The sequence below is a fragment of the Lysinibacillus sp. RC46 genome, from assembly GCF_041262385.1.
In the GTDB taxonomy this organism is placed as follows: Bacteria; Bacillota; Bacilli; order Bacillales_A; family Planococcaceae; genus Lysinibacillus.
The window spans coordinates 1-23,921 of record NZ_JBGCCF010000037.1; the positions used below are offsets into that span (position 1 = coordinate 1).

The following is a 23,921-nucleotide window of genomic DNA, read 5'->3' on the forward strand; positions in this document are numbered from 1 at the left end:
TTGAGTACGCTTAAAAACAGTTTTTTAGATGCTTGGTAGCTTAAGAATTTCCAATTCCGATGTTTTTTATGGTTGACATATCACCACTGGGCTTCCATATGTATTTCTATGCTTCATAACGCTCCATTAGCTTTTCCTTATGAGCGGAAAAAATTTCTTCCAGTGAAATATCATATTTATTAGCGATAACAATAATATTCCCTAAAACGTCTCCAAGCTCCTCTACTAATTCTTGCTTATTTTCTTCATATGTTTGAATCTTTTCATCTGGTCTATCTCTACCAATTTCTAAAGCTCGTATGGCTCTTGCTACTTCCCCAGTTTCTTCAGCTAGGAAGCCAATACGCGTAAAAATACTTAAATCAGACCAACCACGTGTATCATAGTAATCCTTTAGCCATTTTTGAAACTCATTTAATTCCATTTCTATTTCCTCCATTTCTTTCCTCTCAAAATTAAATTATACTATAAAAGTGAAACGTGAATCAGTGGGGTTTTTTCACCCCCCCGCTTACAGTTCACTGCCCGTTAATGCGGAAAGATACTTATCAGATATGGAGGAACAATGATGGATAGTATTGCAGTATTTTGCGGATCAAGCATCGGTGCTTCTGAGGCATATAAAGAAGGAGCTATTTTTCTAGGAAAAGAATTAGCAAAACGTAATATTACCTTAATTTATGGCGGAGCGAGTGTAGGTGTGATGGGAACAGTTGCAGACACGGTTCTTCGTGAAGGTGGCAAGGTGATTGGGGTTATTCCGACGTTGTTAGAGGAACGTGAAATTTCTCATAAACATTTAACTGAGCTAATTGTCGTCAATTCTATGCATGAGCGCAAAAGCAAAATGATGGAACTAGCTGATGGCTTTATTGCTTTACCTGGAGGCCCTGGTACGTTAGAAGAATTTTTTGAAGTATTCACTTGGAATCAAATCGGCCTTCTACAAAAGCCTTGTGGTATTTTAAATATCAATCATTATTACGATTTACTCATTGAGTTATTTGACCATATGCAAAACGAACAATTTTTACAAGCCAAATCTCGAAACGCCCTTCTTGTAGATGAAGATGTTGTGGGACTATTAGATAAATGTGCAGCCTATGTTCCACCTGCAGTTAAAACATATCAAACGAATAAATGAATGCAGACTTCTTTAACCATAAAACTATAGGGTATTGTACTGGATTTGTTACTATCTTACATACTCGAAAAACAGCTGAAATCTATGAATTCAGCTGTTTTACATTTATCTATGAGATTTAAGTAAAATATGACTATTCTGCACAACGAGTGATTGATTTCCCTTCCGGCTGAGTGCTTTGTCGCTGACGCTTCGCTTTCGCACAGATAAAACATTTGCCGCTGACGCTTCGCTTTCGCGCAGATAAAACATTTGTTGCTGTCGCTTCGCTTTCGCACAGATAATACATTTGTTGCTGTCGCTTCGCTTTCGCACAGATAATACATTTGTTGCTGTCGCTTCGCTTTCACACAGATAATACATTTGTTGCTGACGCATCGCTTTCGCACAGATAATACATTTGTTGCTGACGCTTCGCTTTCGCACAGAGCAAAGCTTCCTGGGGGCGTCCGATGAGGTCAACACGATGTTGGTCACGAAGGCGTTATCACAGGACGTGATGGTTTTAGCCTTCGTTCCTCTATTGCTAATCCCCAAGGAGTCACTCAGTCTCCACTCCAATCAACCAATTCACATAGCGTGTATCTATTGGTAACAGATGCTTCCGTTGCTTATGTATATTTCATCACAAACTATTTTTATACTGTCTCAATCTTTAATTCCCTAGCCTGTATCATTAATTCACAAAGTGGACAGTCAAATAATACGTGTAATTCAAACCCTGTTTCAGTTTTATAGATTTCATCATATAGCCACCAAGAACCTTCTAATTGTTCTGGAATCGAACTTTTCTCTATATCACTAAAAGTTAATCTTACATTTGTATCGTACCAACCTACACTTGTTCCAGCTATAGTAAGCGTAATTGTAGATTCAGTTGAAGAGAAAGATAATACTTCTCCATCGTGCAATGATTTTGTATGTATTTCAAGAACTTGAGATGGGAGCTGCTCTTTTATTTCCTCAAATTGTTCCATATACTGTTTACTTAAATCGTGACTACGACTTTGATAATTTTTATTCCACTCTTCCGCCATTCTTCGTAATTCTTTAGATGGATATTTAGTTTTTAGAGAGCCATCTAAAATATATGGATGAAATGGTGCTGGAAGTAATGTTAATAAGTCATCTTTTCGCCATTCCAACTCTGCTTGTAACATTTCGATATAGCTTGTCCCATCTTCGTTTATCCAATTTAAACTTTCTTCCCAATCTTCTTTAGAGTCAGGGAAAGTCAAAAAACCATTGACTTGCATTTCACGATACCAATTTTGAGTGAAATATTTCAATTAAAAATCCCCCTTTCGTTATTTCTTGTTGATCTTTATCTTATTTTAATATACATCCAATAATAAATCATCTCTGTGAGAAATTAGCAAAATATTTGGTTGGTTTTTGGAGGGTATACACTGGTGCAATAAAGATGTAAGTTAATTTTAATAAAGCGGGGTTTTTATAACTCGAACTAAATGTGTTCCTTGCAGTTAAAAGATATAATGACAAGGCCAATATTCAATATTTATGAATCACTGGCCTTCCCCATTATCTCATAGAATTAATAATTTTCACCATGCCATCAACGGTAATAGCATTTGCACTGACTTCATCAACAATAAAAGTGTATTGAAAATCATTTTTCACGATATTAAAAATGACAAAATCTAAGCTTTTATAATAAACCATCTCATTTCCATCAGGTAATTTCACTGTCTTAGCACCCTTTGGAAATGAACGTTCATATTCATTGTCGGTTATTTCTATTATATAATGTGTACGACCTGCACCCTCTACCAAATATCGGATGGATAGTTGAGGATGTTTATGATTAAATGATCCAAAAACATGAGTGAAAGTAATAGGTGGAAGTCGTGTTGGTAAAGGTATATCACGTTTAAAAACCGCTTCACTTTCTTGAATTGCTTTATTAACTTCTGTATACTCTCCACCTTCTAAATAGATTTTTTCTAAATCAGTAGTAATTGCTTTCGCTTGATTTATTTGAAAATATAGAAGGAGTAAAAGACATACACTCATTTTCCTCAATTGATTTTTAACCTCCTGATTTCATTTTCCTTACTTTCTCCTAAATCAGAAGATATATGAGTTTTAGTCTTTTCAAGTCCTTTGTAAAACCTTTAAAATATCTTGAATTTCTATTAAATTATCAATGATATAATTTGCTTCAACACTTTGCCATGCATCATTTCGTTTCCAAATAGTCGTCATCCCTACTTTTTTAGCAGCTTCCACATCATTAAATGGATGATCCCCAACGTAAATACTTTCATTAGCTGTTACTTCTAGCTTAGATAACGCTCGATCAAATATTTCTGCATCCGGTTTTTTGATGCCCTCCCATTCAGAGATAAGAATCACATCAAAAACATCTTCAATTCCTAACGCTCGTATATTATTTAATTGAAATTGCCCATAACCATTTGTAATCATACCAAGTTTTAAGCCTTGCTTCTTCAAATTGTTCAACATGCTATGTAAGTATAAAAATGGAACACAACAATGCTTAAATTCCTGCAGGTAATCCTCTAACATTGCTTTTGGAGATAACTTAATAGAAAATTCTTCGATTAATTGTTGATAGACCTTATCTTTCCATACATAGCCATGATTATCTAGCTCAATAAAGCGTTGAACATAGTTCTCTTTTAAAATGTGTGATAGATTCGGCTTTAATCGCTCGTATTGTTGTTCAATAAATAAGCGAACTGAACTATCACGATCTAACAATGTTCCATCTAAATCAAAAATCACCGCTTGAATCATTAGTTTGCATCCCCTTTATTTAAAACTTCATTCTACAACTTTTTCGTTTTTTCACTGCCACTACCGCTATCATCACCATTACTAACTTCATCACCAAAATTAATCCGTAAATGCTAAAAGATATGATCGCTGGCAAAAGCACTAACCACCAAGACCATGCAATAACATCCGTGAGCTTTAATACTATAAATACAATTGTTAATACTTCCGCGATTCCCATATTCACACCACCAGATACGAGATTTTCGTCATACCAAATTTAGTTTCTTGTCGTTAATTCTTCTGAAGCCTCAAACTTTATTGTTATACAACTATTTAATCACTTTACATGAAATGTTTAAACTTTTTAAGTTTTTCAAAAAAAAGATGAACCTTTTCATTTGGTAATTCGTCTAAATATTGGAAACTAGAGTTCTAGAGTAAATAAAAGGGAGAAATGATCATGAAAAAACCGATTAAAAGAACTTGGATGATTGCTTCAGCACTAACAATAGGTATGGCAGTTCTAACACCACTTCAAGCAGGAGCTACAGCAGTAGAACCAACAAATGGTGTTACTGTTCAAATCGAACAACAAATATCAGGAACGATAAAAGACATCAACGGAGACGGGATTAATCTAAAAGGTAAAGACGGTAAAAACTACTATATCAGTTTCATTAAATTTTCTGAAGAACAATTAGCAAACATGAACTTAGTTGAAGGACATGAAATTACTGTAGAAGGAAATCTAGTAGAGGATTATTCAGACTTCTATACATTTGAAGTTTATAAAAGAGTGTTGCCTAAAGAAGTAACGGAAGAAGAGCTAACAAAATTAGAAAAATTGTTTAATGAAAAAATCAAATTACACAAAGAATTGTCAAATGAAATGACAGAAGAAGAGTTTGAAAAGAAATTTGAAGAAATCAAGAAAATAAGTGAAGACATGTATAAAATTTTAAAACCATATCTATTAGCTAATTGGCAGCCTGTAACGTTTGAAGAATATATAGAAAATTACGGATTTAATGAAAAAAATATAGTTATAGAAGAAAATGATAAAAAACAGCTCAAAGTTATTTATGAAGAATGGGTCAAGCTTGAAAAAGATGGTCAAGAGGTAAAGGCTAACGAAAAATATGATGAACTTCATAAAATCCTAGAACCATATATTGATGACCTTTATCCACCTCAAACATTTGAAGAGTACATGGAAGGTAAAGAGTTTGATATCCCTACAGAAACTTTAGCAAAACTAAAAACTATTTATGAAGATGCTCAAAAAGCTGAAAAAGCTAAAAATGATGAATTAGCTGAAAAAACATGGAATGAATTCTATGAAATCATTGATCCGTTCATCAAGCCTCTAACATTTGAAAAATACATGGCTGACTTTGATTTCGAAGTCAGTGAAGCGGATAACAAGCAATTAAAACAACTTTATGATGAAATCTTAAAGCTAGATGAAAAAGAAGAACAAGTAAAAATTGAAGAGAAATGGGAAACATTTAATAAAATTTTAGACCCTTATTTTAAAGCAAATAAAGAAATTCTAATTTCAGCTTCTAAAGTAACAATTAACGGTCAAGACTATCTTCCACAATAAGTAAAAGAATCGAGGTGTCCCAACAATCATTTAAGATGATTATTGAGATTCCTCTTTTTGTTAATTCCACAATAATATTCAGAGATTTTTTATACAAGAAGAACTTCCTTTAACTTTTGCCCATCGTCCGATATAAGTCCCCTTCTCTTTTGAAACAGAGAAAACATTACTTTGTACTTTTACATCCCCTCCATAGGTAGTTTCTTAAATCTATTTTTAATTCCACTTGAGGTAAAACGAAAACAGAACAATTCTTTTATTAGCCATAATTTCTGGTGGTAGAATTTTATCAACGCATTCATTACTTATAAGATTTTCCCAACTATATGTACCTTGTACTGTTGGTGCTTTATATAATCAGACTGCTCAAACTTGGATGTTATACAACTATTTATGTACTTAACATGGAATGTTTTAAAATTTTTTGAAAAATAACGAAACTTCCTAACTGGAAATACGTCTAAATATTGGAAACCTCGAGTTCCAGAGTAAATAAAAGGGAGAAATGATCATGAAAAAACCGATTAAAAAAACTTGGATGATTGCATCAGCACTAACAATAGGAATGGCTGTTCTGACGCCACTTCAAGCAGGGGCTACTGAAGTAGTACCAACAAATGGTGTTACTATTCAAATCGAACAACAAGTTACAGGAACGATTAAAGGAATCAGTGATGACGGGATATATCTAAAAGGTAGAGACGGTAAAAATTACTATATCAATTTCTATAAATTTTCTGAAGAACAAATAACAAAAATGAACCTAGTAGAAGGACAGGAAATCACAGTTGAAGGCAGCGCAGTAGAGGGTTTTTCAGACTTCTATACATTCGAAGTTTATAAAAAAGACTTGCCTAAAGAGGTAACGAACGAAGATTTAACAAAATTAGAAAAAATGTTTAACGAAGCGAAGAAGCTGCAAAAAGAAGCTGCAAAAGCGGATGAAAATAAAGCGAATGAAGAGGCCGAAAAGAAATATGAAGAAATGCATAAAATTTATGTAGACATGAGTAAAATTATTAAGCCATATTATTTAGCTACTTGGCAACCTGAACCATTTGAAGAGTATATAGAAAATTTCGGCTTTAGTGAAAAAAATATAGTTATAGAAGAAAATGATAATAAACAGCTTAAAGTTCTTTATGAAGAATGGGTAAAGCTTGAAAAAGAAAGTCAAGAGGAAAAGGCTACCGAAAAAATGAATGAGTTTCACAAAATCCTTCAACCGTATTTTGATAAACTTTATCCAACCCCAACATTTGAAGCGTTTATCGAAAGAATTGAGTTAGATATCCCTGCTGAAGATTTTGCAAAACTAAAAAATATTTATGATAATGCTCAAAAAGCAGAAAAAGATGGCAACGCTGATGAGTCTGTAAATTTGTGGGAGGAATTCTATTATATCATTGATCAATTCATAACGCCCCAAACATTTGAAGAGTACATGGCTGACTATGAATTCAAAGTTAGTGAAGCGGATAGCAAGCAATTAAAACAGCTTTATGAAGAAATCTTAAAGCTAAATATAAAAGAAGACAAAGCAAAAATTGAAGAGAAATGGGAAGCATTTCACATTATTTTAGAACCATATTTCAAAGCAAATAAAGAAATTCTAATTTCACCTTCTAAACTAACAGTTAACGGTCAAGACTATCTTCCACAATAAGTAAAAGAATCGAGTAATCCCAATAATCATTTAAGATGATTGTTGCGATTACTCTTTTTTTAATTCCACAATAATATTTAGGGATTTTTTCCAAAGTCTAATCCATAGTGTAATCCGTTTATTTCTATAGAAAAAAATAAGAAGAACTTCCTTTTGCCCATCTAGTCCCCTTTCTTTCGGAACAGAGAAAATATTACCTTGTCCTTTTAAATCCCCTAAATAGGTAGATTCTTAAATCTAATTTTAATTTCACTTGAGGTGAAACGAAAACGGAACAATTCTTTTATTGCCATAATTTTTGGTGGTAGAATTTTGCCAACGCATTTATTATTTATAAGATTTTTCTAACAACCTTGTACTATTAGCGCTTTAATAATCAAACTGCTCAAACTTTGAACAACTATTTATGTACTTAACATGGAATGTTTTAAATTTTTTTAAAAAATAACGAACTTTTTAACTGGAAATACGTCTAAATATTGGAAACGATAATTTCCAGAGTAAATAAAAGGGAGAAATGATCATGAAAAAACCGATTAAAAAAACTTGGATGATTGCTTCAGCATTAACAATAGGAATGGCTGTTCTGACGCCACTTCAGGCAGGAGCTACTGCAGTAGACCCAACAAATGGTGTTACTGTTCAAATCGAACAACAAGTTACAGGAACGATTAAAAACATCTACGGAGATGGGATTGATCTAAAAGGTAGGGATGGTAAAAACTACTATATTAGCTTCTATAAATTTTCTGATGAACAACTAGAAAAAATGAACTTCGTAGAAGGACAGGAAATCACAGTTGAAGGTAACGTAGCAGAGGATTATTCAGATTTCTACACATTCGAAGCTTATAAAAAAGAATTACCTAAAGAGGTAACGAAAGAAGAGCTAACAAAATTAGAAAAATTGTTTAATGAAAAGAAAAAGCTTCAAAAAGAATTGTCAAATGAAATGACAGAAGAAGAAGTCGAAAAGAAATTTGAAGAAATTGATAAAATTTATAAAGAAATGGATAAAATCACAAAACCATATATATTAGCTAAGTGGCAACCTCAAACATTTGAAGAGTATATAGCAGATTTCGGATTTAGTGAAAAAAATATAGTCATTGAAGAAAATGATAATAAACAGCTTAAAGGTATTTACGAAGAATGGGTAAAACTTGAAAAAGATGGTCAAGAGGAAAAGGCTAACGAAAAAATGGATGAATTTTACAAAACCCTTCAACCATATTTAGAGAAACTTTACCCAACTCCAACATTTGAAGAATTCATGGAAAGATATGAGTTAGATATCCCTGCTGAAGATTTAGTAAAACTAAAAAATATTTATGATAACGCTCAAAAAGCAGAAAAAGATGACAATGCTGATTTGTCTGAAAAACTATGGGAAGATTTTTATTACATCATTGATCAATTCACAACGCCTCAAACATTTGAAGAATTCATGGCTGACTATGAATTCAAAGTTAGTGAAGAGGATAACAAGCAATTAAAACAGCTTTATGAAGAAATCTTAAAGCTAGATAAAAAAGAAGACAAAGCAAAAATTGAAGAGAAATCGGAAGCATTTTATAATGTTTTAGAACCATATTTCAAAGCAAATAAAGAAATTCTACTCTCTGCTTCTAAAGTAATAATTAGCGGACAAGAATATACTCCACAATAAGGAAAAGAATGAGGTGTCTCAACAATCATTTGATTGTTGGGATTCCTCTCTTTGTTAATTCCACAATAATTTTTCGGGATTTTTTCTAAAATCTATACCATAGTGCAATCCGTTTACTTCTATAAAAAAATATAAGAAGAACTTTCTTTTACCCATCTATCGATATAAGTCCCCTTCTCTTTTGGAACAGAGAAACATTACCTTATTCTTGTTCAATTTCATCGCTGCTTAACCATTTTTCTACTTCTATCCCCTCGGTAGGTAGTTTCTTAAATCTAATTTTAATTTGAGGTGAAACAGAAAACAGAATAATTTCTGGTGATAGAATTTTATCAACGCACTCATTATTTATAAGATTTTCCCAATAATATGTGGTGTTTTATTTAAATAACATGGACTGTTTTAAAATTTTAAAAAAACAACGAACCTTTCCCACTGGAAATCCGTCTAAATATTGGAAATGTTAAGTTCCATAGTAAATAAAAGGGAGAAATGATCATGAAAGAACCGATTAAAAAAACATGGATGATTGCCTCAGCATTAACAATAGGAATGGCTGTTTTGACGCCACTTCAAGCAGGAGCTACTGCAGTAGAACCAACAAATGGTGTTACTGTTCAAATCGAACAACAAGTTACAGGAACGATTAAAAGCATCAGTGATGATGGGATGTATCTAAAAGATAGAGACGGTAAAAACTACTATATCAGTTTCTATAAATTTTCTGAAGAACAACTAGACAAAATGAACTTAGTAGAAGGACAGGAAATCACAGTCGAAGGTAGCGTAGTAGAGTATTATTCAGACTTCTACACATTCGAAGCTTATAAAAAAGACTTGCCTAAAGAGGTAACAAATGAAGAGCTAACAAAACTAGAAAAAATGTTTAATGAAGTGAAGAAGCTGGAAAAAGTAGCTTTTAAAGCAATGGAAAATAAAGCATTTGAAGAAGCAGACAAGATATATGAGGAAATAAGCGAGATTTCTAGAGACATGCGTAAAATTACTAACCCATATTATATAGCAAATTGGCAACCTATACCTTTTGAAGAGTATATAGAAAATTTCGGTTTTAGTGATAAAAATATAGTTATAGAAGAAAATGATAAAAAACAGCTTAAAGTTATTTATGAAGAATGGGTAAAGCTTGAAAAAGATGGTCAGGAGGAAAATGCATACGAAAAATATGATGAACTTCATAAAATCCTTGAACCGTATATTGCTGAACTTTATCCACCTCAAACATTTGAAGAGTACATGGAAGGCAAAGAGTTTGATATCCCTGCTGAAACTTTAGTAAAACTAAAAACTATTTATGAAGATGCTCAAAAAGCGGAAAAAGCTAAAAATGATGAGTTAGCTGAAAAAACATGGAATGAATTCTATGAAATCATTGATCAGTTCTTTAAGCCTCAACCATTTGAAGAATACATGGCTGACTTTGACTTCAAAGTTAGCGAAGCGGATAGCAAGCAATTAAAACAGCTTTATGAAGAAGCTATTAAGCTTGATAAAAAAGAAGAAGCTGAAAAAATCAGAGAAAATTGGGAAGCATTTCACATTATTTTAGAACCATATTTCAAAGCAAATAAAGAAATTCTAATTTCACCTTCTAAACTAACAGTTAATGGCCAAGACTATCTTCCTCAATAAGTAAAGGAAACGGGGTGTCTCACCAATCATTTGAAATGATTGGTCGGATTCCCCTTTTTTTAGATCCAAAGTAAACTTCGTCGCAAAAATAAACTATTTAAACAATTCAACAAATTTGATAACCTATAAATGGTTAATACGAATGCTTATATGATAAGGGGTGATGAATTGACATTTTATCTATTTAAAACAATTGCTCGTTAGGGGACGAATGCCGAAGTCAGTGATTATAGGAGAACACCTACTAGTGGAAGATGGAGCGGTCCGTCTTACAGTGGTTGGCACAAATATACAAAATCAATCGTGGTCCGGATCAAAGGATGAAATAAGTCTTTGTGAAGCAGGAACTAGAAGTAATCGTTTTGAAGAACAAGACGGTGAATTGGTTCATTCCCTATAAAAGCCTGATACTACTATAGTAGAAAAATAAAACGGAACCCTTTCTCCAATGTTGAAATAATATATTGGAGGAAGAGCAATTGAGTAGAAAAAATGAGAATACAGCATTTCAATGTGAAAATTGCAGTACGATGGTTGAACCATTAACGAACGGAAGTTTCAGAAATCATTGTCCAATCTGTTTATTTTCAAAACATATGGATCATGTTCCTGGAGACAGAGCGAGTACTTGTAAAGGTTTGATGAGACCAATTGGAGTCGATTATACAGGAAAAAAAGGCTTTCAACTTATCCATCAATGTACAAAATGTCAAAAGATTAGTCGAAATAAAATAGCTGTTGATTCCATTCAAGAGGATCAAGTTATCCAATTTATGCAATCAATCGTATAGTTAGGTAATTTATTATTCAAAGACACATTGGAAATTAACCTTCAATGTGTCTTTTATTATTTAAAATCAACCTATTCATTTTACCTCTATTGCAAAAATGTAAGAAGAACCTCCTTTGTCCCATCTTCCCGAAATACTATATATATAAGTCCCCTTCTCTTTCGGTACAGAGAAAACATTATCTTTTACCTTTACTAGCTCAATCTCATCGCTGCTCAACCATTTGTCTACTTCTATCCCATCAATCGGTGGTTTCTTAAAACTAATTTTAATTTCACTTTGAGGTGAAACAGAAAACGGAACAATTTTTTTATTGGCAATAATTTCAGGCGGTGAAATTTTATCAACACATTCATTATTTATAATATTTCGCCAACAATATGTGCCTTGTACTGTTGGTACTTCTTTTCCCTCTGTCAAAACAACAGGCTTGGGTGGTCCAGCATTATGTAGCATAATCATCCAGATTAATGCGATAATAAATAACATACTAATTATTTTTATCTTTAGACTTCTCATTTAAAATCTCTCCTATTCAGTAAATATAATTGCTAATATCATTTCGTTGCAATGGAAAACGAATTTCTCTATTTTCCCGCCATTTAAAATGTGTATAACAAAAAAATGAATTACGTGAATAATTAGCAAGCCTATATGACACATTACATATAGGAGGTGGAAGAGTAATGTCTAAAATAATTGGTGTGGAACAATCATTAACTAACGTTGAAGACGCTTTAAAGGCTAAAGGTTATGAAGTTATTCAACTTCGTACTGAAGAAGATGCAAAAAAATGTGATGCCTGTGTAATCACTGGGCAAGACAGAGATATTATGGGAATTAGCGATCCTATCATGGCAGGACCTGTTATTGACGCTGACGGTCTTTCTGCTGACGAAGTACTTCAACGTGTCGATAAATATTTCCACTAATAAATGACTTGGTGCTGTCGCTGTAGTTTTTTGACTATGGAGCAGCACCTTTTACTATTTATGTGATTATAGAGTGCTCATTATTAAATTCGCCAATTCAGGTCTTTTATAATTTCTATGCTTGGATTCTTACAAATTTTATCTATTCTTTTTCATAAGCTCTTACCTATAAACAAAATCTTGTTGTGCTTTTTTAGAATACTTTATTTGCATCATTTTAATTCTCTTTTAGCCCCATTCATGGCTGTTCGTTGTGCAATACGAGATTGCAGGAAAACTAAAACAGACGATAAAATCATTCCTCGAAACAAGAAATTGCGTGAGTTTTATGATAAAAAACGTGACGAAGGAAAACCTTTTAAAGTAGCGATAGTAGCTTGTATTAATAAACTATTACATTGGATTTTTGCCTTATTAAAAAATAGAACTACGTACCAAGATTTAGCTTGATAAGTAAGTACAACTAAATCAAACAAAACCTTCCAAAAACAAACTTTAGGAAGGTTTTTAGTATAGCACATGCCTATTAAACTTTTAACAGAAAATTATTGACAAACTATTAGCTGGTTTAGTTGAATAAGAAAAAAGATGAAATCTCTGTGGAATCCCATCTTGAAGTAAAGCACCCGTTCGTATTATAAGGTCAGCCAGAGTAATCTGGTTGACTATTTTTTATTCAATTTATAGATTGATAGTAGCCGGGGTCGAACGGAAGCACCCGTGGGACTAGATCCCGACAACTAAACTGTTCGCCCTCTACTTGTTAACACATGATTAGGCTGGTTGGGACATTACGATCTCGTATAACAAGCGAAGATATGAATAACAAGCTAGATAGAGGTTACCGGTCAATACACTACCTTAGGAGGAGATAAACTATGAATCCAGTAGTTGGTCTGGATGTCGCAAAAGGTGAAAGTCAGATTCAAATGTTCTTGGATAAAAAAATGCCCTATAAAAGCAGCGTGAAAGTTGATCATACGGTGGATGGATTGGAAGAGTTACACTCTTATTTATTAGATTTAGAGCGTCAAACAGGGATGAAGCCACCTGTTGTTTTGGAATCAACAGGTCACTATCATGCTCCAGTTGTACAGTTTTTAGAAGCAAGAGAATACATTGTCATTATCGTAAATCCACTGGTATCTTACCGAGCAAAAAGTTCTAGCTTGCGCAAAACCAAAACAGATGCCATTGATGCTTATCACTTAGGCGAACTGTATTACAAAGAGGATTTAGCGCCTCAGAAAAAGCGTGGTGTACAGTTATTAAACCTTCGACATCTAACAAGGCAACATGAAAATATGACGGGAATTATGATTCAAACAAAGCTTCAATTTCAAGCCGTATTAGATCAAATATTCCCTGAGTACAAAGGAGTTTTTGGCGATTTATACGCTGAGATTTCCATAAAAACTTTACAAGCTTACCCTACTTCTGAATCAGTTAAAGAAGCAGGTGTAGAAGAAATCGCACAATTCATTGATACACATTGCAAAGCACGTTCGTTTAATTGGGCGCTTGAAAGATCGGAAAAATTAATCGAAGCTGCAGAACGCAATCCATTTCAATCAACGCTTTATCAAAGTCTTCTAGTCAGTTTGAATATGTATATTGATTTACTTCAAGTGTACCACCAACAACTTTCTACGTTGGAGCGTGAGATTGATGAGTTAGCGGCACAACTTGAAGAATATGAATTACTCCAATCAATTCCCGGTATTGGTGAAAAAATCGCTGCAACGATTATTTCAGAAATCGGAGAAATTGATCGGTTTAATCATCCGAAAAAGTTAGTAGCCTTTGCAGGACTAGATCCCAGTGTGTTTGAATCAGGTCGCTTTAAAGGCACGAAAAATCACATTACTAAACGCGGCTCGGCTAGGCTTCGCCACATGCTTTATACAGCTGTTCGTTGTTCTATTCGAGATAGTCGGAAAAAGAAAACAACACCTGAAACTATCGCACGAAATAAGCGATTACGAGCCTTCTACGATTTAAAACGCAAGGAAGGAAAGCCATATAAAGTAGCCATTATTGCTTGTGCAAATAAGCTTTTACATTGGATTTATGCGATTTTAAAAACGAAAACACCATTCCAAGAAACCATGTAGTGACAGCATTTTCAAATACAACAAAAACCTTCCAAATTGAATTCGGAGGGTTATTTGGGTTGCGCTTTTTAGTATAGCATGAAGTGTTTTTTAATTTAAAAGATTTTTATTGACAATCTATTAGCTGGTTTAATTGAATAACGATTGTATTTTTATAGCTAATTCTTTTGGTTTAACGTCAATAGAAGATAGCTGGTTTATATCTACCCACATCGGTAGATATGTTCCACGTTGTCTTTTCTTATCTGTGTACTCTTCACCTTTCCCTGTGCCGAAATCGCCATGCATTATCTCAGCAAGAAAAAAATATTGAGTTCCATTAAATTCGATTGTTGCAATGCACTTACCAACTTTAACCGTAACACCTAATTCCTCTAACGCTTCTCTTTTAGCTCCTTCTTCAGGTGTCTCTCCATCTTCTATTCCTCCACCAGGAAACACATAATAAACTGAACCTTCTCGAACCCTCTTAATCAGTCCTACCTTTTCATCTTTAATCAAAACTATTGAACCTCGATCTCGCAAATGTATTCCCCCATTCTATATAAACCTTTATTCCATAATCCTGCACTTTTGCTGAATAAGCTACTGTAAATATAATACCTTAAAAAGTAAATTAACTAGTTACACTTACACTGTGGCATAATCAGCATTTGCATGACAAAACTGATTAGTAACAGGGATGTATCCGCACAAAAGGGAGCTATTATTGGATACAGATATATCAGTAAAACGTATTGCATTTAATGATATACAAGATGCAAAGCTGGTGGACACTGATGATTAATCACGAAGATCGACCAATCTTATACGACTATATAAAATTAGACATGGCCATTCGGTCATTACAACAAGACTATTCATCGCTTGAAAATTTAAAAATGTCGAAGGTCTATTTAAATGTTGTAGATGGTTTATTTAAAGACTTAAGAAACGATTTTTATAACAAAAAACGTGTGCTTACTAAGAAAAATATTGAGGTAGTCAAATGGGTAAATGTAGACAAACCCTGGGCAAATTGGTAAGGATATATTACAGCTTTTACAGGTTCAATAAATACTTTATATGAATACAAAACGGGGGTATCTCTAATTTTAAGATACCCTCATTTTAAATTTTTTTTACTTAATACAAATCTTAGAAGAACTCTGTATACAGTTCTGCTCCAAACTCTTATAATAATCCTGTTTATTTTCATATGGGAAAAAGTGACTTCCCGAAAACTCTTTCAAATTAAAAGAATTTGTCGTGACATTTCCCCAATTTTTCATACTACTTGCAGGCGCATCTGGATCATTAGTTCCGCAATGAGCAACAATCGGACCATGAAATAATTCATTACGATAATCAAAAGACTCATTCAAACGATAATCATTTTTCACTATTGGTAAAATATGTTGTAAAACTTCTTTATTTTCCAATAACTCTTTCGGAGTACCTCCTACTCGTATTAATTCTTTAACTAATTCACTATCATCCATATATGTTTGATAGTCATCAGGGAAATGATCTTGAGGTGCATGGCGACCTGCTACTATTAATAAATTCACTTTTTTCTTATATTTTTCTTCTAGTAAACAGGCTGTTTTAAAAGCAAGAATAGCTCCCATGCTATGACCATAAAAATATATTCGCGTTTGGTTTGTTACTCTGTTAATTGCTTCTGCAATTTGTGGCATCACATGAAGATAATCTGTAATATACTGTTCTTTTATTCTTGTTGATTTACCAGGTAGCTCTATCGGAAATACAGCTAAGTTCTGCTCCCATGTTTTCCAATTTCTAAAAGCGGCGGCACTGCCTCCAGCATGATGGAAACAGAACAGCTTATTACTATTTTCGTAATCTAACTCGTCCACAAAAGGAAACCACTTTTTAACGTCTACCACAACCATTCTTCATCCTCCTTGATATCCTTCATTCTTAATGGTTCTCGTTCCCGTATGTAAACTTTTTGAGAGGGTCCTATTTTTCTGCCAATATCATTCCATAATTTACAAGCTGTTAAATAATATTGTGTTGTTTGATTAAAGTAAGAACGATTCCAAATATCTTCATAAAATGTTAGAAGAGAACGTTCAACGCTTTTAGGCCATATTTTTTTATAGTGATCTTCGAAGCTATTGTTTTGTGCAGTAAAGACAATCTCCTCTACTGGATAGCTTAGAAATTTATTGTCTATTCTCTTATTTAATATAGGCGATTCGTTTAATGACGAACTCATACATGGCATCCAATGCACTGAACCGTGCGTGTCCGGTAAATACAATGTTCCTCTATTCGTTCCTAAAGTCACTCTGTGCAATAAATAAATGTTACTTTCTGGATTAGCTAAATCCATTTGATTGAAAACACGTAATGTCACAGGGGTGTCCCGTATTTGTCCAGATAGCATATAAAAAGGGTTATGCTCTGTAGGGTCATTAACTGGTTCAAATATACAGGATTGTAAACTACCAAGGGCTTGCCCTATAATATCTAGCATTGGAAATAATACTTGGATACTACAAGCCGCCTCTAAATAAATAATATCACTAACTTCTCTTAATGTTTTCGCCGTTTGTATAAAGGAATGTACAGCATCGACATTTGGATAAAAACTATTTAAGTGATATTTACAATTACCTACTTTCGCACTTTTAATTAGCTTTACATAGTCATCCTCATGAACAGGATGCTCCTGTATAACATGTATACCTTTCTCTAAAAATGCTTGTGCTATATTTGTCCCTTCTCCACCCACGATCGTTGATTTAACAACAACGCACGCAACATCCACCTGCTCATTTGTTATATCTTCTACAGTTGTGTAAAGTGGAACATTCAATGTATTGGCGAGTTCTTGCGACTGGTTACTACCCTTAGATAAAATACCTACAAGCTTATAAAGAGATGGTAAATTTAAGATTGCCTGCAAATAATAAGCACCGAACTTCGTACCACAAACGACTACTCTTAATGGCCTCATAATATCCCTTCCTCCAAGTCTAGGTGATTTTCTGTCTGTGAAGTAATGATAAAATCTTCTATCACACACTGTTCATGCAATTCTCGCATAACATTACTTGGATTCAATATGTCGCAAGCCCAATAAACTCCATTTTCCTGAATTATCCCTTCTATAATGGCTTCTACAGATAACGCACAAATAATTCCACTAATCGTAAAGCTATTTTGACAAAGTAATTGAGCTTGTCGTCGTATCGATTGTCCCTTAAATTTTCCAATCATCTCTATGACGAGTGTGTACCATGTTTGTCGAACAGGGAAAATGATAAGTTTTTCCATCAGGTCATCTACAATTTGATGTAAATGTTCAGGCGTATTTTTCATTGCTAATTGTATACACGCTTGTTGTAATAATGAAAAAACAGCTTTATTTGAATAAATATTATGCCAATGTGCTTCAGTTATATGTAGCTTTTTTGCAAGGCGAATTGTTTCATTTGTTATATACCTTTGAGCATATACAGTATTTTCCTCACCATTAATTTCCATTTTTATTTTTTCTGTATGTGCTATATCACGTACTACTTTTCCATCCTTATAAAAGGCATTCGCTGTACCAAAACCATAGATGGAGCTAAGCATTATATCAGCTGCTGCGCCTTTACTATATGCTTCTTCTCCTCCTGCATAGCCGCTTATTTTATCTATTTGATCAAATCCTTCTTGAGCTAATAGGCGAGGAAGAACCCCCGATAAACCGGGAAAACTTCCTGCTGAAAGAATCATTATATTTGTTAGCTCCTGTTGTATAAATTTCTTCTCCAACAAATCTGCCCCAAATGCATCGACATAATGGGCTCCAGCTTTTATGGCAGCTTGAGCCACTCTATCAATAATGCTATACGAGGGGCCTGCACAATTTAACACGATTGTACAACCTGCACAAAATGTCTCTAGCGCTATTTGGTCATATATATCTACCTGCATATATTCCATAAATTTGTCTAATTGAGAATGTTCTTTATGCTCACTTCTACTCCCACAGCGTAATGGGTATTTATCTTTTAAATATCTTACAGCCGCTTGTCCAACAGCCCCATTGTAGCCAATAATTCCTATTTTAAATTGATGGTTCATGGCTTACTCCTTTAAGCAGTAATTTAGCAGTCTCTTTCACATTAGGCTCCTGCAAACACGTAATATGATTACCATTTATAGGAATGATATTTAAATGACCAAATGTAATATCTCTCCAAAATTCTTCGTTTCTTGTACCAATTACCGGTAAAAAGGATGATATTTTATCAATACAACTAAATGCAACTACGTCTCCCATGAAAGGCTCGGTTCCATACGATACAACACCTTTAAAGCTTTGACAGAAGATTTGATATAGCGTTACCATTCGTTGCTTTTGAAAAGCTGAAATATCACCTTGCAAAGCTGGAACGGTAGTATATAAATCTACTAATCTCTGTTTAGGAGACTTGCTAGAAAGCTTTTGATAACATTGTGCAATTGGTGCAAACTCTCCGGTTAGATTACATAAATCTTCAATTGTAATGGTATTCGCTTCTTTTTTGATTAAATCATGTAGTGCTTTTTTAAGTAATTCATCCTCGACATCGTGACCACTTTTTACAAGATCAGCGCCTATTAATAAACCAAATGTTCTTTCCATTAATAGATCATTTCGAAGCTTTGCATCACAAGGCGTAGTATCTATTGTAATGACTGGTTCAACTTGAACACCTTCTGCAAGTAACACCTTTGCCGTTTCAACAGCAATAAGCCCTCCCATACAGTACCCTATTAATTCAAAGTTTGAAGCGTTTAGCTTTAACAATTGTTGCGCATATTTTTGCCCTAAATTTTGAATAAGTGTTTCAGGTGTATAGGCTAAATAATCTGCTTCATCACCAAAAATAAATCCTGCTATCGTGTCTTTGCGGTTAGGTTCATCTATCAAATAAGGGAGCAATTGATTGTAAGGTGTAAGTGTTCCCGTTCCATCGTGGAATAGTACTTTAATTTTTCCGCCAACCTCTCCTTCAGCTAATATAACGAAAGATGTTTTCGTATCTGAGGCAGTTTCATCCTGCATTGTTTGATGATTTTCAAGCGAGTGACTTATCTTTTCTGCAATTTCTGCAATCGTCGGTGTTTGTAAAATCTCTACCATTAATTGATCCCACTCCCAATGCTCCACTTCTGAAAGTGTATCTCTCATTGCTGCCACAACTTGTGCAACTAGTAATGAATCGCCACCTGCTTGATAGAAGTTTTCATTGCGCCAAATACTTTCTCTATTTAGTGCTTTCGCCCAAATTTCTGCAATTCTTTTCTCTAAGTCACCTTGCGGAGATTCACCGGATTGTGCAATAAATGGATTGGATGCTTCTAGTCGACTTTGTAATGTACTTCGATCCACTTTGCCGTTTTCAGATAACGGTAGTTCACGAAGCACTTCAATATGCACTGGTATCATATATTTTGGTAGTTGTCTTTCTAAATGTTGCTGAACCTCACTCGCATAAAGTCTCTTACGTTCACCTATAAATTGACCGACAAATACTGCCTGATTTGCAGCGGATAATGGATCATTTTTTGTAGGATATACACCGGCTATCTCCACCTCTGTTGCTGCAAATAACTCATGCCACTGTTCACAATTGAAAAATACTTGATCATTGTTTTTTCTAAAGTCTTCAAAATCATTTAGACCAGCATGAAATTCCATTGATGTAAGAAGTGAATAGTTTTCCCCAGTCGTATCTGCTACTATTAACGCTCCTCCTTCAACTGTCATTTCCTTAAAGGTTTGTAACACTTGTGGAGCTTTCTTAGCGTTGTGTAAAACATTATTACATAAAATCAAATCAAAGGAAGATGCTTGAATTCCTTGAGACCAATAGGATTGATTGATATCATACAAACCATATGTAACCCACTTATAAGGTTCAAACGATTTTCGCGCTTCATTTAAAAAGAATTGTGATAAATCTGTAAAAACATATTCTACATTTTTATGATTTAATGTTGGTATTAACTCTAAACTTACACCGCCTACGCCAGCTCCTACCTCTAAAATTCGGAACGTTTTCTCTGGATAAGCCTTTCTAAATTCATCTACAATTGTATGGACAGCTTGAATTGTAACTTGATTTAATGAACGACTAATTAGGTTGTCTTTATATGCCGCTAAAGCAATATCAAAGCTTCCTTTAGGGAAAAATAAATCTAATGAATCAATATCCCCGCGAAGTAAACCTAAAAGATGCTTACTTGAATCTTCAAAGTAATCCACAAGTTTTTTTCCATACTGCATTTTTTCTTCAATGTCTCTCCATTTTAGCCAAGAGATTTCTGATGCATTGTGTGGTAAATCTTTATTGACTAGATAATAGTTTGACGTTGCTGGATTTTGCTTTATAAGATTTTCTTTACATAAAACATTCAGCCATCTTCTTAGTAGCTGATGGTAGTATGGATGTACTTTGACTATTTGCTGAATTTCACTTATAGAAAATTCTCGATCATCTATAAAAATATCTAAGTCTTGGAATGTTTTCATAATATCTAGTACGGCTGTCCAATTTGAAATTGTAGACCATTGTGCAAATAACTCTCGATCTACATTATGGGTCGCTTGATCTCCAGCGTTTTTAACTACAGTTGTTAATCTTTCTGAAGAAACCAATGTTTTTATTTGATTTGTATTTTTCCTTGCTTGCACGAATGCTGAAATGTTAAATTCTTTACTTGCCAAATCTTTACTTGCAATAACCGCTGCATGCTCTACCTGCTGCATACGTTGCATAGAACTTTCAATTTCACTTAACTCAATGCGATGCCCATTAATTTTTACTTGAGTATCCTCTCTCCCTAAAAACTCAATCACACCATCTGGTAGGAATCTCCCTATATCTCCAGTTGCATATAAACGCTCTCCAGTGTAAGGATGGACAATAAATTTCGCTGTAGTATTTTTTTCATCCTGTAGGTAGCCGGTGGCAAGCCCCTCTCCCCCAATATATAAATCACCAATTGTCCAATCAGGGCATGACTCTAGCTCCTTATTCAACAAATAAAAATATTGATTTGCTAATGGCTTACCATAAGGAATACTGTTCTTATAGGTAGTATTTACATCTATTGGATAATAAATAGACCAGATTGCTGCTTCTGTTGCTCCACCAAGGCTGATAAATTTCGCTTGTTCAAAATAATGTGCCATTTGTTTTGGTAATGTAACAGGTATCCAATCTCCAGATAAAAATACTAAACGTAATTTTTTATGAAGAGTTGTTGTCGTATCCTGCATGTATGCATGAAGAAGTTGTAATTGGGCTGGTACTGAATTCCAAATAGTGGCTTGATGAGATGTTAAAAGCTCCAACCAATGTTTTGGATCTTTAAGACGTTTATGCTCTGGTAATATAACGCTACCACCAACACTTAATAATCCAAAGATATCGTATACCGATAAATCAAAAGCTAAATTGGCAATTGCTAAAACTCGATCATGCTCTGTTACTTGGAAACGATGATTCATATCCATTATTGTATTCAGTACTGCCCTATGACTAACAATAACGCCTTTCGCTTTTCCTGTACTGCCAGACGTATGAATAATATAAGCTGGCTGTTCTACATCTACACGTACAGGAATTAACTGTGCTTCTAAAGCAGTGTTTAATTGCTCGACTTCAATAAAGGAAAGAGATTCTTGTTCGTATAAATCACTATGGCTAGCATGACCTAAAATAAAAGTGGTTTGTGATTCACTTATAATATTTTTTTTACGAGCAATCGGTTGCTCAATATCTAAAGGTAAATACACGCCACCTGCTGTTAATGTTCCTATTACAGCAGCAATTTGCCAAATACCCTTCTGTAAGTCAATTGCTACAAAATCTCCTTGCCGCACACCTTTATTAATCAATACCTGTTGAATGGCATAAACATAACGACCGAGCTCCTCATATGTAAAATATTTACCATCTGCAAAAATAGCTATATTTTTAGCATATTGTGCAATAGCATCTAGCACATTGTCATAGAGTAACCCCTTAGGTAAATCAATCGTTGTTTTATTTACTTCATTTCTAATCTTTTGCATTGCTTCAGGTAAACCTAATAATTGACGTTCTGTCCATGCTGTTTCGTTAGTTGCAAGTTTTGTTAAGTGATCTACAAAAAATTGAAAGGCTGAATCGATTAGCCCACTTGGAAAAATACCTTCACGTACATCCCAATTTATTAATATTCCATCCGGTTGTTCAGATACTTGACAATCAATCCATACTTGAGGTGTTTGACTAATTTTATATGCTAATTTCAACTTAGGCTCATTTTCAGACATATGACTATTCGCGTCTGCACCTAATGTACTTGTATATACTACCGGTATAATAACATCACGATTACGATGTCGCTTTAATTCACGCAATACTTCAATTCCTGAAAAGTCGCGATACTCTAAGTCTGTCCATAGCTGCTGTTGTATTTCAGCCGCATGCTCATAAAATGCTCTATCTCTTTTTGCATGTATTTCTAACAGATTGATGGTCGTAAAATCTCCAATTACATCATGAATTTGAGCATGAATATTAGGTCGATTAAGCATCGTTATATTCATACAAAAGTGAGATTGTTTTGACCATAAGCCAATAATTTCAGCAAACGCTGTTAAAATAATACTGGAAGGAGTTAGCCGATGATCTTTTGCCTTCTGACTTAAAAATTGCCATTTATGATTAGGTAACAGGAAATTAAATTGTTCAAAACGAATTTTATTGCTATCAATTTTGTCGCTTTGAACGGGTAACTCTGGCGCCTCTGGGAAAGTCTCTAAACGACTAGTCCAATAATTTTTAGCTTTTTCATTGGCAATCGAGCGATCATGTTGTTCATATTGTTGTATCATGACATCTCTAAATTGAATATCTAAAGCTGGTAATGGAGTATTTCCTGTATAGTAATAGTGTTCTAATTCTGCTATTAATACATTGATACTGACAAAGTCAGCAATTAACATATCAATAGATAGATGAATAACACTTTGATTTTTTTGCTGTGTAAGGACTAGGTCATACAACGGCCATTTATCAGGAGCATATTGCTTAACAGATAACTCATTTCTTACATGTAATAATCGTTGATTGGCTACTTCAGGTACTTCATCTGATAAATCAATAACTTGTATAGTTGGGAGCTCTACGTTTTTTAATACTTGCTGATAACCCTCCTGATGCACTATCGCATGGAGCATATCATGTCGCTTTATGACTTGGTGCCATGCCTTTTCAAGCCGTGTAGGATCAAAAGTAGTGCCAACTAGTTCTGCATATACTTTACAACCTACTCCTCCATAACGATAATTGTTGCTTCTACCTACTAAATAGGCTGATTGAATATCAGTAAGCGGAAAGGAATCATAGCGTTTTTCAGTATCATGAATAATTGATTGTTGTTCCTTCTGTAAATAATCAAGGAGTTGCTCTTTATATTCTTTCAATCGCTCTTTACGTTCATTTGTAAGTACACCAGTTGGAGCCTTAAAATGTAATTTTCCATCTTCTACCCAAAGGTTCACTCCCAGCTCACGATACTCCTCTAATAATTTTTTCAT

The 23,921-nt window shown here is 34.1% G+C and carries 22 protein-coding genes and 1 pseudogene; 11 read left to right on the forward strand and 12 right to left on the reverse strand.

The genetic code is table 11. The features are described 5' to 3' along the window. Positions 1–106: 106 nt before the first annotated feature. Complete coding sequence (locus ABH966_RS23270; protein WP_370082693.1) at positions 107–424, reverse strand: MazG nucleotide pyrophosphohydrolase domain-containing protein; 318 nt, start codon at positions 422–424, stop codon at positions 107–109. Positions 425–568: 144 nt separating this feature from the next. On the opposite strand from ABH966_RS23270, the gene ABH966_RS23275 reads away from it, so the two are divergent. Next, positions 569–1,144, forward strand: a complete 576-nt coding sequence (locus ABH966_RS23275) for an LOG family protein (protein WP_370082623.1) — start codon at positions 569–571, stop codon at positions 1,142–1,144. 105 nt (positions 1,145–1,249) lie between these two features. Here ABH966_RS23275 and ABH966_RS23280 read toward each other — a convergent pair whose 3' ends face one another. The 5 genes from ABH966_RS23280 to ABH966_RS23300 all read right to left on the reverse strand — a co-directional run bounded on the left by ABH966_RS23280 (position 1,250) and on the right by ABH966_RS23300 (position 4,145). Further along, entirely contained in the window at positions 1,250–1,570 is a 321-nt protein-coding gene (locus ABH966_RS23280) for a hypothetical protein (RefSeq protein WP_370082625.1), read from the reverse strand. A 212-nt stretch (positions 1,571–1,782) separates the two neighbouring features. Then, positions 1,783–2,433: a DUF4085 family protein gene (locus ABH966_RS23285; protein WP_370082627.1), complete on the reverse strand. Its 651-nt coding sequence runs from the start codon at positions 2,431–2,433 to the stop codon at positions 1,783–1,785. Between the two features lie 253 nt (positions 2,434–2,686). Continuing rightward, a complete protein-coding gene (locus ABH966_RS23290; RefSeq protein WP_370082629.1) occupies positions 2,687–3,187 on the reverse strand; it encodes a hypothetical protein in 501 nt (166 codons plus the stop codon). Positions 3,188–3,259: 72 nt separating this feature from the next. Beyond that, positions 3,260–3,925 carry an HAD family hydrolase gene (locus ABH966_RS23295; RefSeq protein WP_370082631.1) on the reverse strand — a complete coding sequence of 222 codons (666 nt, stop codon included), beginning with the start codon at positions 3,923–3,925 and terminating at the stop codon, positions 3,260–3,262. A gap of 19 nt (positions 3,926–3,944) precedes the next feature. Then, positions 3,945–4,145 (reverse strand): transmembrane Fragile-X-F protein, encoded by a 201-nt coding sequence (locus ABH966_RS23300; RefSeq protein WP_370082633.1) that lies wholly within the window; start codon positions 4,143–4,145, stop codon positions 3,945–3,947. 222 nt (positions 4,146–4,367) lie between these two features. Between ABH966_RS23300 and ABH966_RS23305 the strand changes: the two genes are divergently transcribed. The 6 genes from ABH966_RS23305 (at position 4,368) to ABH966_RS23330 (ending at position 11,292) form a co-directional block, all read left to right on the forward strand. Further along, entirely contained in the window at positions 4,368–5,513 is a 1,146-nt protein-coding gene (locus tag ABH966_RS23305; protein ID WP_370082635.1) for a hypothetical protein, read from the forward strand. A gap of 511 nt (positions 5,514–6,024) precedes the next feature. Further along, on the forward strand, positions 6,025–7,179 hold the full coding sequence (locus ABH966_RS23310) for a hypothetical protein (RefSeq protein WP_370082637.1): 1,155 nt from the start codon (positions 6,025–6,027) through the stop codon (positions 7,177–7,179). A gap of 523 nt (positions 7,180–7,702) precedes the next feature. Then, positions 7,703–8,848, forward strand: a complete 1,146-nt coding sequence (locus tag ABH966_RS23315) for a hypothetical protein (RefSeq protein ID WP_370082639.1) — start codon at positions 7,703–7,705, stop codon at positions 8,846–8,848. Positions 8,849–9,346: 498 nt separating this feature from the next. After that, entirely contained in the window at positions 9,347–10,501 is a 1,155-nt protein-coding gene (locus ABH966_RS23320) for a hypothetical protein (protein WP_370082641.1), read from the forward strand. A 247-nt stretch (positions 10,502–10,748) separates the two neighbouring features. Then, on the forward strand, positions 10,749–10,901 hold the full coding sequence (locus ABH966_RS23325; protein WP_370082643.1) for a hypothetical protein: 153 nt from the start codon (positions 10,749–10,751) through the stop codon (positions 10,899–10,901). Positions 10,902–10,980: 79 nt separating this feature from the next. Continuing rightward, on the forward strand, positions 10,981–11,292 hold the full coding sequence (locus ABH966_RS23330) for an RNHCP domain-containing protein (RefSeq protein ID WP_370082645.1): 312 nt from the start codon (positions 10,981–10,983) through the stop codon (positions 11,290–11,292). A 75-nt stretch (positions 11,293–11,367) separates the two neighbouring features. Here the strand turns inward: ABH966_RS23330 and ABH966_RS23335 are convergent, their stop codons facing one another. Further along, on the reverse strand, positions 11,368–11,811 hold the full coding sequence (locus ABH966_RS23335) for a hypothetical protein (protein ID WP_370082647.1): 444 nt from the start codon (positions 11,809–11,811) through the stop codon (positions 11,368–11,370). Positions 11,812–11,978: 167 nt separating this feature from the next. Between ABH966_RS23335 and ABH966_RS23340 the strand changes: the two genes are divergently transcribed. From ABH966_RS23340 to ABH966_RS23350, 3 genes and pseudogenes are all read left to right on the forward strand, one after another. Further along, positions 11,979–12,224, forward strand: coding sequence for a YkuS family protein (locus ABH966_RS23340; protein ID WP_132358618.1), 246 nt, complete (start codon positions 11,979–11,981; stop codon positions 12,222–12,224). 231 nt (positions 12,225–12,455) lie between these two features. Further along, positions 12,456–12,674, forward strand: a pseudogene (locus ABH966_RS23345) (IS110 family transposase); the annotation flags it as partial. 428 nt (positions 12,675–13,102) lie between these two features. Then, positions 13,103–14,338 carry an IS110 family RNA-guided transposase gene (locus ABH966_RS23350; RefSeq protein ID WP_370082649.1) on the forward strand — a complete coding sequence of 412 codons (1,236 nt, stop codon included), beginning with the start codon at positions 13,103–13,105 and terminating at the stop codon, positions 14,336–14,338. Positions 14,339–14,467: 129 nt separating this feature from the next. Here the strand turns inward: ABH966_RS23350 and ABH966_RS23355 are convergent, their stop codons facing one another. After that, on the reverse strand, positions 14,468–14,863 hold the full coding sequence (locus tag ABH966_RS23355) for an NUDIX hydrolase (RefSeq protein WP_370082651.1): 396 nt from the start codon (positions 14,861–14,863) through the stop codon (positions 14,468–14,470). Between the two features lie 254 nt (positions 14,864–15,117). On the opposite strand from ABH966_RS23355, the gene ABH966_RS23360 reads away from it, so the two are divergent. Beyond that, positions 15,118–15,363 carry a YhjD family protein gene (locus tag ABH966_RS23360; protein ID WP_370082653.1) on the forward strand — a complete coding sequence of 82 codons (246 nt, stop codon included), beginning with the start codon at positions 15,118–15,120 and terminating at the stop codon, positions 15,361–15,363. A 96-nt stretch (positions 15,364–15,459) separates the two neighbouring features. On the opposite strand, the gene ABH966_RS23365 is transcribed toward ABH966_RS23360, so the two are convergent. Genes ABH966_RS23365 through ABH966_RS23380 form a run of 4 tightly spaced genes read right to left on the reverse strand, consistent with a single transcriptional unit; the run spans position 15,460 to position 23,921 of the window. Further along, complete coding sequence (locus ABH966_RS23365; protein ID WP_370082655.1) at positions 15,460–16,227, reverse strand: thioesterase II family protein; 768 nt, start codon at positions 16,225–16,227, stop codon at positions 15,460–15,462. After that, complete coding sequence (locus ABH966_RS23370; RefSeq protein WP_370082657.1) at positions 16,221–17,306, reverse strand: Gfo/Idh/MocA family oxidoreductase; 1,086 nt, start codon at positions 17,304–17,306, stop codon at positions 16,221–16,223. The genes ABH966_RS23365 and ABH966_RS23370 overlap by 7 nt, the downstream gene beginning before the upstream one ends. Beyond that, positions 17,303–18,424 carry a saccharopine dehydrogenase NADP-binding domain-containing protein gene (locus ABH966_RS23375; RefSeq protein WP_370082659.1) on the reverse strand — a complete coding sequence of 374 codons (1,122 nt, stop codon included), beginning with the start codon at positions 18,422–18,424 and terminating at the stop codon, positions 17,303–17,305. Before ABH966_RS23375 ends, ABH966_RS23370 begins: the two co-directional genes overlap by 4 nt. Then, positions 18,408–23,921, reverse strand: a complete 5,514-nt coding sequence (locus ABH966_RS23380; RefSeq protein WP_370082661.1) for an amino acid adenylation domain-containing protein — start codon at positions 23,919–23,921, stop codon at positions 18,408–18,410. Before ABH966_RS23380 ends, ABH966_RS23375 begins: the two co-directional genes overlap by 17 nt.